The organism is Streptomyces griseocarneus, assembly GCF_014655595.1.
In the GTDB taxonomy this organism is placed as follows: Bacteria; Actinomycetota; Actinomycetes; order Streptomycetales; family Streptomycetaceae; genus Streptomyces; species Streptomyces griseocarneus.
Genome location: NZ_BNBL01000025.1, coordinates 1 through 10,706, shown reverse-complemented (window position 1 = coordinate 10,706; position 10,706 = coordinate 1). Strand labels below are relative to the sequence as shown.

The following is a 10,706-nucleotide window of genomic DNA, read 5'->3' as shown; positions in this document are numbered from 1 at the left end:
GCGCCATCGCGATGCGGTTCGAAAGCTGCACACCAGCCAGATCGATCGGATCAAACGCAGTGGTCATGGAGAACTCCCAGGACGTAGTGGAACAAGGGGATCGCACGAGGCGCGAGGCGCAGCGTGTCCGGAGTTGCTCCAGGGACGCTTGAGCACAGCTGGAAGACCGCGGAATGCCGCCTTCGGGCCCGTATCGCCCGTCCTGGGCCCGGGCCGGCCCGGAGGGACTCCACCCTCCTTCGAGAGCCGATGGCTGAAATTGCCCCTGGAACGGAAATTCCTGACTGACTTTTGGGGTGTTCGCAGTGGGCGTGCTTCACGACAAGACCGCGCTGGTGACGGGGGCGGGGACCGGGATCGGCCGGGGGATCGCCCTGGCGCTGGCCGCCGAGGGCGCGCTGGTGGCGGTGCACTACGGCCGGAGCGAGACGGCCGCGGCCGAGACCGTCGAGCTGGTGGAGAAGAACGGCGGAAAGGCGTTCACGCTGCGGGCCGACCTGTGCACGGCGGGCGCCGTCGAGCACCTCTTCGAGGAGTTCGACGAGGTGCTCGCGGCCCGGGGCGCGCGGCCGGGCCTGGACATCCTGGTGAACAACGCCGCGACGCACGAGGTGGGCCCGGTCAGCGAGATCACCGAGGACGTCTTCGACCGGATGTTCGCGGTGAACGCCCGGGCGCCGCTGTTCATGGCCAAGTACGCGCTGCGGCGGATGTCCGAGGGCGGCCGCATCGTGAACGTCTCGTCCGGGGTGACGCGCATGGCGTACACGGAATCGGTGGCGTACTCGATGTCCAAGGGCGCCATCAACACGATGACGCTGACCCTGGCGAAGGACGTGGGCCCGCGCGGCATCACGGTCAACGCGGTGCTGCCGGGGTTCGTGGCGACCGAGATGAACGCCTCGCTGCGCGCGACCCCGGAGGCGGCCGCGGAGCTCGCCGGGTGGTCGGTCTTCGAGCGGATCGGGGTGCCGGACGACGTGGCGGGCGTGGTGACGTTCCTGGCGTCGGACGCGAGCCGCTGGGTGACCGGCCAGTGCATCGACGTCAGCGGCGGCTCGCGGCTGTGAGCGGGGCCCGGCCGCGGGGCGGGGCGGCCGCCGGGGCCGCCTAGGAGCGGGGCCGGATGGGCAGGTGGATCTCCAGGCGGGTGCCGCCCGCCTCGGCTTCGCCGATGGTCAGCCGCCCGCCCAGGTCCTCCAGGCGCTCGCGCATCGAGCGCAGGCCCCGCGCGGAGCGGCCGGGGGCGAGCGGCGCCTCGGCGTCGAAGCCGCGGCCGTCGTCCTCCACCCGGGCGTACACGTACAGGCGGGTGAAGCGCAGCGAGACGGCCACCTCGTCCGCCCCGGAGTGCGTGAAGCTGTTGCGCAGGGCCTCGCGGATGCCGAGGAAGAGCTCCCGCCGGCAGACGTCGGAGAGGAGCGCCTCCTTGCCGGTGGCGGCGATGCGGAAGCGGACGCCGGCGGGCGCGGTGGTCTCGGCGAACTCGCGCAGCGCCGGGACCAGGGCGGGCACGGCGGTGGCGTGGTGGAGGCCGTCCACCGCGTGCTCGGTCAGCTTGATGGCCTCCCGCAGCGCCGCGCGGGCGGCCTCGAGGTCGGCGGGGTCGCCCGGCCCGCTGTCGTAGCGCTCCATGTGGTGCGCCACGAGGAACAGCGTGGTGCCCAGCTCGTCGTGCAGGCCGCGGGCAAGGCGGCGGCCCGCGTGCCAGGAGGCGTCGGGGTCGGCGTCGCCGCCGTCGTACGGCCGGGTCCGGGTGCGGTCGGCGGCGTGAGCGAGGGCGTGGGCGTGGGCCGGGCGCTCCTCGTGCGCGGCGTCGCCGCCCGCGAGGTGGTGCGGTGCGTGGATCGTGGCCCGGGTGCGGGCGTAGTGCGAGCGGCTGAGGCCGGCCTGCAGGGCCCGGGTGAATCCCTGGCCCACCATGGCTTCCAGCCGTGCCAGGCCGAGGGAGTTGGAGGTTTCGGGGCTGCTTGTGGTGACAGTAGAGGCACCCACCAGCGTCTCCTTGCACATGCGTGTGGTGGACGCCCTCGCCGGGCGGCGAAAGCGCTGTACCTGTCGCGCTAGCGGTTCTGGAAGCTAACAAACCGAGGCTGCGGTTTGTCAACGACGTTCAACTGTGATCGATCCGTCACCGGTCGGACCGCCCACAGTCGTACGGGAGTCACTCCGCGGCGTGCACCGGCGTGGGCCGCACCCCGGCGTGCGGCTGGGCCAGCTGAGGCAGCATCAGCCGCCAGAAGCCGGCGAGCGAGGCCTGGCCGGCCCACTTCGGGTCGCGGTGGCTGAGGACCGCGAGGCCCACGGTGGCGCCCGTCACCGCAACGACGGCGTCGCGCATCGGGACGTCGCGGACCAGGGCGCCCTCGTCGCGCGCCGCCGCCAGCAGCGAGCGTACGCACGCGTGCCAGCGCTCGCTCAGCGGCAGGCCGCCTGTGCGCGTGGTGTCGTAGCTGAGCCGGAACCCGGCCCGCACCACCAGGTCCTCGCGCAGCACGGCGGCGAGCGAGTGCGAGGCGTCGACCAGGGCCTGCAGCGCGCCCGAGGGGCGTAGCCTGGCCATCTCGCCGGCGCGGTGCAGCGCGGCCGATGCCTCGGCCTCGACGGCGTCGGCGAGCGCCTCCTTGTTGTCGAAGTGGAAGTGCAGGGCGCCGCTGCTCACTCCGGCGCGGCGGCACACGTCATTGAGGGTCGTGCGGGCGAAGCCGTGCTGCTCGAACGCGGCGGCGGCGCAACGGATCAGCTCGCGACGGGTGCGAGCAGCCCGATCCTGCATGGCCACTGACAGGCTCCGTTTCCAGTCGGCCCGCACCGTTGCGGGCACCCTCCGAGCCCGATGGGCGTCGGTCGGCGATATTAAACCGCCAAGATGGTTTTTATGCCAGGGTCCAGTGAGAGCCGAGCGAGGCTCCGGACGCGCCTGGTCTTGTGGTTTCTACCTGCGGCTATGCCCATGTAAACGCCGTGTTTCGCGGCCCGTTGAAGATTCCGGAGGGGATCATTCCAGAGCGTGACGGGCGACGCACTGACTGCTATTGCCAACCGCGTCGTCGGTTTGTAGCGTCCTTGATAGTGCAACTCGATCCCGGCATTGCGCATGTACAGGAGATCCTCATGGCACCGCCCGATCCATCCGGCCCGAACGCCCGCCCCCCGGCCGCGAGCCGCGTGGGCTGACCCGTGCGTCCACTGGCCGTGAAGCGGCCCGGCTGGGTCGCCGTCCTGATCGTCGTCACGGTGCAGATCGTCTGCGTCGTCACCGCCGCCGCCCTCGACCCGCTCAACGGTCAAACGGGTTGGTGGACCGTCCTGTTCGCCATGCTGACCACCGCCGCCCTGTGCGTGACCGTGCCGGCCGGGGCCTGCCTCCACGCCCCGGGCGTCGTCCCGCGCCGCCGATGGGCACCGCTGGTGCCGCTCGCGGTCCTGGGGATCTCCACCCTCGCCCTGCCGCCCGGCGGCCTGGTCTACGTCGCCCTGACCGCCGCGGCCTCCACCGTCGCGGTCCTCGGCCTGCGCCGCTGCCTGGTGGCGCTGGAGGCGCAGCGGCGGCGGGCCGTCGCCGAGCGCCGGCACGCCATGGAGGAGCGCCGCCGCCTCCAGCGCGACCTGCACGACCTGCTCGGCTACAGCCTCACCGCCGTCGCGGTGCAGGCGGAGTTGCTCGACACCCGGCTCGCCGCGGGACACGTCCCGGAGCGGCCGGAGGTCGCGGAGCTGATCTCGCTGTCCCGCAAGGCGCTCGCCGAGGTGCGCGCCGTCTCGGCGGGCCCGCGGCACATGTCGCTCAGCGGTGAACTCACCTCCGTCTCCGCGGTCCTGGGCGCGGCGGGCGTGGTGACCGAGGTGGAGGGCAAGACCCCCGTGGTCGGCGATCCCCGCCTGGCCACGACCCTGGCGGCGGTCCTGCGCGAGGGCGCCACCAACATCCTGCGGCACAGCGAGGCGCGGCACTGCCGGATCACGCTGTGCGAGGAGGCCGGCGTGGTCGTCCTGGCGATGGCCAACGACGGCTACGACGCGGCGAGCGACGGCGAGCCGGGCACGGGGCTCGACAGCCTCACCGCGCGGATCGCCGCCGTCGGCGGCACGCTCACCTGGTCGCACGACGGCGAGTGGTTCCGCCTGCGCGCGGTCTGTCCGGCCGAGACCGTCACAGCCATCCCGCCTGCTCGGCGATACGTACGGCGTCCAGCCGGTTCCGCGCGTGCAGCTTAGTGACGGCGGCGGTGAGGTAGTTGCGCACCGTTCCGGTGGACAGGTGCATGCGCTGGGCGATCTCCGCCGGTTCGGCGCCGCTCGCCGCGTGGCGCAACACGTCCGACTCCCGGACGGTCAGCGGGCTGGCGTCGATGTCCCAGGACGCGACGGCCAGTTCGCGGTCGATGACCCGGCCGCCCTGGGCTATCCGGCGGATCGCCGCCGCCAGTTCCGACGGCTTGGCGTCCTTGAGGAGGTACCCGCTGACGCGGGCGGCCAGGGCGCGCTGGAGCGTGCCCGGCCGGCCCAGCGCGGTCAGGACCAGCGTGCGGCACTGCGGCAGCCGCTTGTGCAGGGTGGCCGCGGCGGTCAGGCCGTCGAGGCCGGGCAGGTCGATGTCGAGGACGGCCACGTCGGGCCGGACCTCCAGCGCCGTGGGCACGATGTGGTCCCCGCGCTCGACCTCCGCCACCACCTGCAGACCGCTCTCGCGGTCCAGGAGCGCGACCAGAGCGCCGCGGATCATGTGCATGTCCTCGGCCAGCATCACCCGTATCACGTCTTGCTCCCCCCGTCCGGGGCAGTCGACGAAGCTCCCCGGAGCGGCCTGAATCATACACAGCCGGTATCGGGCATCTCTTGTCATTTCTCTCACATCGGTACATCGTGCGCCGCGCGACCGTAGCGCGCGCACCGGTACATCCCCCTGGAAAGAGGCGTCGTGGAGTTCGGAATATTCAGCATCGGTGCGATGGCACCCCACCCGGTCACGGGCGAGGTGATGACCGAGCGCGAGAGACTGCGCGGGGTCGTCGAACTCGGCGTGCTCACCGAGCGGGTGGGCATGGACGTCTTCGCCGTCGGTGAGCACCACGACGGACCGTACGTCACCAGCTCACCCACAGTGATCCTCGGGCACCTCGCCGCGCGCACCACGCGCCTGCGGCTGAGCACCGCCGTCACCGTCCTCACCACCCTGGACCCGGTCCGGGTCGCCGAGGACTTCGCCACGCTCTCCCAACTCAGCGACGGCCGCGTCGACTTGATGATCGGCAAGGGAGTCTCCTGGCGCACGTTCCCGCTGTTCGGGCGGGATCCCCAGGACCAGGACGCGCTGCTGGAGGAGAACCACCTGCTGCTGCGCAGGCTGTGGCGCGAGACCGACCTGGACTGGTCCGGCCGCTACCGCACTCCGTTGCGCAGGGTGACCACGCTGCCGCGCCCGTACGGCGAGCCCCCGGTCATGTGGCACGGCGCGGTGCGCAGCCCGGCGACCGCCGAGACCGCCGCCCGGTACGGCGAACCCCTCTTCCTCAACAACCTCTTCGGCCCGCTGGAGCACTTCGGCGCGCTCGCCGACCACTACCGCCGCGCCTGGGCCGCGCACGGCAGGAACCCCCAGGACGCCGTCCTCGGCGCCGGTGGACAGTTGCACATCGCGCGCCGCAGCCAGGACGCCGTCGCGGGCTTCCGCCCGTACCACTCCGCGCTGATCGCCTCGCGCGGCGGCTTCCCCACCCCCAACGGCCTCGAGCGCGAGATGGCCGGCACCACCCTGACCGTCGGCAGCCCCCAGCAGGTCGTGGACGCCGTGCTGGGCTTCCGCGAGCGCTACGGCCACCAGCGGCAGCTGTTCGCGCTGGACATGCCCGGCATGCCGTACGGGCAGGTCGCCGAGCAGATCGAGCTGTTCGGCGCCGAGGTGCTGCCCCACCTGCGCCGGGAGACCGGCCCCGCCCCCGCTCGAGGCATCCTCGGCGGCGCCTCGAGCACCGGCGGCGAGGATGGCCTGTCCCCGCAGCTCACCGAAAGGGCCCTGTGACGATGCACCGCCTCGACGACGACTTCGACCCCGTCGGCGTGTGGCGCCTGGTCGCCTACTACGACGTCGACGAGGCCGGGCGCACCAGCGACGGCCCGCTGGGCTCCGCCCCCCAGGGCGTCCTCATCTACACCGCCGACGGACACGTCTCGGTGAGCATGATGCGGGCCCTGGACGGCGCGGGCGGCGGCACGGAGGCCTTCATGGGGTACGCGGGCCACTGGCGCCTGGAGGGCACCCGGATGGTGCACGAGGTGCTCGTCAGCGCCCACCCGCACATCGTCGGCACCGGCCAGGTGCGCGACGTGGAACGCGACGGCGAGGACCTGCTGCTGGCCGGCACCGCGCAGATCGAGGGACGGCCCCAGCGCCGCCTGCTGCGCTGGCGCCGGGCCGACGCCTTCGAGAAGACGGGGGCGCCCACGGCGACGTGAGCGTCCCGCGGCCGGACGGGGATCCCGGCCGCACCGAAACCCGCCGGGCCGGCCCCCAGGAAGCCGGCCCGGCGGGTTTCGTCCTTCCCGCGGGAAGGTCAGGAACCGAACGTGTGCGAGGCGTACAGCGCGGCCGCCGGGTCGAAGGCCAGCAGCACGTGGGTGGAGATGGAGTTCACGTCGCGCCAGATCCGCTGCAGCGGGCTGTCCGTGGCCTGCCCGGAGGTGCCGGCGGTCGAGAACAGGCGGTTGACCGCGCTGACCGTCATCTCGGCGGTCAGCGAGCAGTCGCGCAGGTTGCGGGCCGTCTCCCCGGCGGTGACGGCCGCGCCCTTGTCCGCGACGCGCGAGGCGCGCTCGAGCAGCAGCTGGGCGCTGTCGATCTCGGCGGCGCTGCGGGACAGGGTGGCCTCGTAGGTGGTCCGCACGGGGCCGGGCATCCCGGGCCTGCCCGCGCCCCGGGCCAGGCGCGCGGCCGTCTCGGTGGTCCACAGGGCGAGCGCGCCCCGCGCCGCGCCCACGGCGGGCACCGCGAAGGACAGGCCGTTGGCGGCCTGGAGCGGCACCGTGTGGCACGCGGCGGCCGAACCCAGCGGCTCGCCGTCGAAGAGCCGCCGGCGGCTGTAGCTGTGCGTCTCGGGCACGAACACGTCGTCCGCGATCAGGGTGTTGCTGCCCGTACCGCGCATGCCGGAGCTGGTCCAGGTGTCCTTGACGGAGTACGCGCCGCGCGGCAGCGCGAAGATCCGGGCCGGCGGCGGGCCGTCCTGCGGCTCCCCCTCGCCCCGGGGGACGACGGCGCACACCAGCGCCCAGTGGGAGTAGTCGATGCCGCTGATGTACGCCCAGGAGCCGCTGACCCGCCAGCCGCCCGGCACCGGGGTGGCCTTGCCCAGCGGCGACAGGGTGCCCACCAGGAAGGTGTCCGGCCCCTCGCGCCACACGTCCGCGTGCGCCTCCACGGGGAGGTAGGCGGCCATGCGGGACAGGCTCGCCGCGATCGAGGCGCACCAGGCCGTGGCCGTGTCGGCCTCGGCGACGGTGATCAGCGCCCGGGTCAGCTCCTCGAACGTGCCGTCCTCGCCGCCCTGGGCGACCGGGGTGAAGTGCCGCGCGAAGCCCGCCCGGAGCATGTGCTCGACCACGTCGGGCGTCAGCCGGCGCTGCTCCTCCGCGTCCTGGGCACGATGCCGGGCCAGTTCGGCCAGTTCGACGGACCGGGCCGTCAGCCCGGTTCCTTCCGGAGCCTGTGTGCGCATCCTCGCCCTCCTTGTACCGGCGTTCGGGAGGGCCGATCCTGCGCGGCGCCGATGGAACCCCGCTCGGGGCGGGCTCGAGTCGCGCCGAGGGCCGGTCCGTTCCGCCCCCGTGGCGGAATGGACCGGCCCTCTCTTGACACAAAACCGCTTACCTGGTTTCTTTCAGTGGTCGGCCTGGGAAGGGGAGGTTCCGGCGCCACCCCCGGATCAGGACGTCACGTCGGATCAGGACGTCATCCCGTCCGTTCAGCTCGTCGAGACGCTGAAGGAGGACACCTGAAGCTGAGCACCCTGTCCCCAGAGGCGGTTGCCGGCCAGGCTCTGGTCGTCGTAGAAGGTCTGCGCCGTGGGCGCGCCGACTGACGGCTTGTAGTAGGAGTTGGTCGTCGAGTCCAGCTTGACCAGGCCCTTGCCGTCCGCACCCGACCCGTCGAGCAGCGTGAACGTACCCAGCGCGCACTGCAGCTGGCGCGGCGCGACGACCTGGTCGGTGCCACCGTGGTCGATCAGCAGGTACTTGCGGTCGAGGGCGCGCGTACCGATCTTGCTGACGGTCAGCACGGTGGACCCGTTGACCTTCCAGCGGGCGCGGGTGCGCTGCTGGTCGAGGGTGATGGTGTACGAGACCTGCTGGCCCTTGGTGATGTTGGCCACCGGCACGGCGTAGCTGAACGCGGCGTAGGTGCTCCCCGGGGAGCGCAGGCGCTCGTAGAAGGCGTACACCGTGTTGTTGGTGACGAAGAAGTCGAAGACGACGTTGGTCTCCTGGTCGACGGAGACCAGGGAGCCGGCCGCGAGGCGGAGATCGGTCTGCGGGTTGGAGACCGCGGCGCCGAACGGGTGCTTGTCGGTGTTGGTGGTCGTCACGCCCATCCGCGTGTTGCACGAGAGCTGGCCGAAGTCGGGCGAGTCCCAGCCGGGGAAGCCCTTCGTCGAGTTGTGCCGCGGCCAGGTGAGGTACTTGAGGTGGTCGGAGTCGCCCTGACCGCCGGCCGACTGCTGGCCCGTGGTGTACGCGAAGGCGGGGTTGCCGGCCGAGTCCTTGCCGCTCGGAACGACCTTCAGGCCGGCCGAGGAGGTGCTGGCGACGCCGTCACCGCTGGGCAGACCGCCCACCGGGACCTGCAGCCACTTGTTCGTGGTGTCGAAACCCGACTGGAAGTTGTCGCTGAAGACGGCGCGAGAGCCTTCCTCCCCGTCCTCCGCAGCGTTGGCCGTGGCCGGAACGAAAGCGACGAACATTGCCGTCGCCAGGGCGGTAGCGCTCAGCCGTGCCCTCAGACCCATGTGCGTTCCCTCCGTAGGTTGTTCGTGGCGGCCAATCGTGAGGGGTGCCCCCTGAACATCACTTGAGCGCGGCATCCGGTGTGCCTCGAGCCGGGACCGAAAGGCTTCGGCCAGGACCGAAGAGATCCCCCGAGGAGAAGAACATGTCGCCGCAGCTCACCGAAGTGGCAGAGCACGTCCACGCCTACGTCCAGCCCGACGGCGGCTGGTGCGTGAACAACGCGGGTGTCGTGGTGTCGGACGGCGAGGCGCTGCTGATCGACACCGCCGCGACCGAGACCCGTGCCCACGCCCTGCGCGAGGCCGTCAAGGGTGTGAATCCGGCCGCGCCCCGGATGCTGGTCAATACCCACTCGCACGGCGACCACACCTTCGGCAACTTCGTCTTCCCCGAAGCCGTCGTCATCGGCCACCGCCGCACCCGCGACGAGGTCCTGCAGATCGGTCTGCACCTGACGACGCTGTGGCCCGACGTGTGCTGGGGCGACGTCGAACTCACCCCGCCGCAGGTCACCTTCGACGACCGGCTGACCCTCCACGTCGGCTCCGTGCGGGCGGAACTGATGCACCTGGGCCCCGCCCACACCACCAACGACACCGTGGTGTGGATGCCCGACCAGCGGGTGCTGTTCACCGGCGACCTGGTGATGTCCGGTGCCACGCCGTTCTGCCCGATGGGCTCGGTGTCGGGTTCGATCGAGGCGGTGCGCGCGCTGCGCAAGCTCGGCCCCGAGGTCGTGGTGGCCGGGCATGGCCCGGTGGCCGGACCGGAGCTGCTCGACAGCACGGAGGGCTACTTCCTCATGCTCCAGCGGCTCGCCAAGGACGGCGTCGCGGCGGGCCTGACCCCGGTGGAGGTGGCGCGCGAGACCGACCTGGGCGAGTACGCGGGCCTGCTGGACGCCGAGCGGATCGTCCCCAACCTGCACCGCGCCTACATCGAGGAGAAGGGCGGCGCCCCGGGCTCGCCGGTCGACATGCCCGCCGTCTTCGCCGAGATGGTCGAGTTCAACGGCGGGCTCCCGGCCTGCCACGCCTGACCGGGCCGCCACGGCACGTCCGTGGCCGGCACATCGCCCGGAAGTCTCCCGGAGGGGGGACTTCCAGGCAATTTCCAGCATGCCTCGAGCCGTGCCCCACAGCCTCGGACGGCATCACTGCCTGCAGACCAGCCGTCTTCCGGGCCGGTGTCCAGTGGCGTGGGCCCCGGCGACCGTCCCGGTGGACCTCAGTGTGAAGGACGAGAAGTGAGCCTGCGTAAGGTGTTGATCGCCAATCGTGGCGAAATCGCTGTCCGTGTCGCTCGTGCGTGCCGGGACGCGGGGATCGCCAGTGTGGCGGTCTATGCCGATCCGGATCGTGACGCGTTGCATGTCCGGGCGGCCGACGAGGCGTACGCGCTGGGTGGTGAGACCCCCGCCACCAGCTATCTGGACATGGCCAAGGTCCTCGCCGCGGCGGCCGAGTCCGGAGCGGACGCGGTCCACCCCGGCTACGGCTTCCTCTCCGAGAACGCCGAGTTCGCCCAGGCCGTCCTCGACGCCGGTCTGACCTGGATCGGCCCGCCCCCGCAGGCCATCCGCGACCTCGGCGACAAGGTCGCAGCCCGCCACATCGCCCAGCGCGCCGGTGCGCCCCTGGTCGCCGGCACCCCCGACCCGGTCTCCGGGGCGGAGGAGGTCGTCGCCTTCGCCGAGGAGCACG

At 72.2% G+C, this 10,706-nt stretch carries 11 protein-coding genes; 6 read left to right on the top strand and 5 right to left on the bottom strand.

Annotation, left to right across the window (positions count from 1 at the left end; translation table 11 throughout):
* The first annotated feature begins 305 nt into the window (after nt 1–305).
* Nucleotides 306–1,070, top strand: a complete 765-nt coding sequence (locus IE295_RS33005) for an SDR family NAD(P)-dependent oxidoreductase (RefSeq protein ID WP_190067490.1) — start codon at nt 306–308, stop codon at nt 1,068–1,070.
* Between the two features lie 40 nt (nt 1,071–1,110).
* Here the strand turns inward: IE295_RS33005 and IE295_RS33000 are convergent, their stop codons facing one another.
* Together IE295_RS33000 and IE295_RS32995 are read right to left on the bottom strand one after the other, a co-directional pair.
* Nucleotides 1,111–1,995, bottom strand: a complete 885-nt coding sequence (locus IE295_RS33000) for a sensor histidine kinase (protein ID WP_224323669.1) — start codon at nt 1,993–1,995, stop codon at nt 1,111–1,113.
* A 169-nt stretch (nt 1,996–2,164) separates the two neighbouring features.
* Nucleotides 2,165–2,776, bottom strand: coding sequence for a ScbR family autoregulator-binding transcription factor (locus tag IE295_RS32995; protein ID WP_224323670.1), 612 nt, complete (start codon nt 2,774–2,776; stop codon nt 2,165–2,167).
* Between the two features lie 404 nt (nt 2,777–3,180).
* Here IE295_RS32995 and IE295_RS32990 point away from each other — a divergent pair, with 404 nt between their 5' ends.
* Nucleotides 3,181–4,218: a sensor histidine kinase gene (locus IE295_RS32990; protein WP_190067488.1), complete on the top strand. Its 1,038-nt coding sequence runs from the start codon at nt 3,181–3,183 to the stop codon at nt 4,216–4,218.
* Here IE295_RS32990 and IE295_RS32985 read toward each other — a convergent pair.
* Nucleotides 4,154–4,759: a response regulator transcription factor gene (locus IE295_RS32985; protein WP_224323668.1), complete on the bottom strand. Its 606-nt coding sequence runs from the start codon at nt 4,757–4,759 to the stop codon at nt 4,154–4,156. The genes IE295_RS32990 and IE295_RS32985 overlap by 65 nt on opposite strands.
* Nucleotides 4,760–4,921: 162 nt before the next feature.
* Here IE295_RS32985 and IE295_RS32980 point away from each other — a divergent pair, with 162 nt between their 5' ends.
* Both IE295_RS32980 and IE295_RS32975 read left to right on the top strand, forming a co-directional pair.
* The gene (locus IE295_RS32980; protein WP_190067486.1) at nt 4,922–6,022 is read left to right on the top strand and encodes an LLM class flavin-dependent oxidoreductase; all 1,101 of its coding nucleotides are present in this window, start codon (nt 4,922–4,924) and stop codon (nt 6,020–6,022) included.
* Nucleotides 6,023–6,024: 2 nt separating this feature from the next.
* Nucleotides 6,025–6,456 (top strand): lipocalin-like domain-containing protein, encoded by a 432-nt coding sequence (locus tag IE295_RS32975; RefSeq protein ID WP_190067492.1) that lies wholly within the window; start codon nt 6,025–6,027, stop codon nt 6,454–6,456.
* Nucleotides 6,457–6,554: 98 nt separating this feature from the next.
* Here IE295_RS32975 and IE295_RS32970 read toward each other — a convergent pair whose 3' ends face one another.
* Nucleotides 6,555–7,715 (bottom strand): acyl-CoA dehydrogenase family protein, encoded by a 1,161-nt coding sequence (locus IE295_RS32970; RefSeq protein WP_190067485.1) that lies wholly within the window; start codon nt 7,713–7,715, stop codon nt 6,555–6,557.
* 246 nt (nt 7,716–7,961) lie between these two features.
* On the bottom strand, nt 7,962–9,002 hold the full coding sequence (locus tag IE295_RS32965) for a DUF6081 family protein (RefSeq protein WP_224323666.1): 1,041 nt from the start codon (nt 9,000–9,002) through the stop codon (nt 7,962–7,964).
* A gap of 143 nt (nt 9,003–9,145) precedes the next feature.
* On the opposite strand from IE295_RS32965, the gene IE295_RS32960 reads away from it, so the two are divergent.
* On the top strand, nt 9,146–10,042 hold the full coding sequence (locus tag IE295_RS32960) for an MBL fold metallo-hydrolase (protein ID WP_190067484.1): 897 nt from the start codon (nt 9,146–9,148) through the stop codon (nt 10,040–10,042).
* Between the two features lie 213 nt (nt 10,043–10,255).
* The coding region (locus tag IE295_RS32955; RefSeq protein WP_308437411.1) for a biotin carboxylase N-terminal domain-containing protein at nt 10,256–10,706 on the top strand (451 nt) is incomplete at its 3' end.

Excerpts from the sequence above, each read along its gene's own strand:
- IE295_RS32995 (WP_224323670.1), bottom strand. The coding sequence starts at position 2,776 with ATGCAGGATCGGGCTGCTCGCACCCGTCGCGAGCTGATCCGTTGCGCC.
- IE295_RS32975 (WP_190067492.1), top strand. The coding sequence starts at position 6,025 with ATGCACCGCCTCGACGACGACTTCGACCCCGTCGGCGTGTGGCGCCTG.
- IE295_RS32970 (WP_190067485.1), bottom strand. The coding sequence starts at position 7,715 with ATGCGCACACAGGCTCCGGAAGGAACCGGGCTGACGGCCCGGTCCGTC.
- IE295_RS32965 (WP_224323666.1), bottom strand. The coding sequence starts at position 9,002 with ATGGGTCTGAGGGCACGGCTGAGCGCTACCGCCCTGGCGACGGCAATG.
- IE295_RS32960 (WP_190067484.1), top strand. The coding sequence starts at position 9,146 with ATGTCGCCGCAGCTCACCGAAGTGGCAGAGCACGTCCACGCCTACGTC.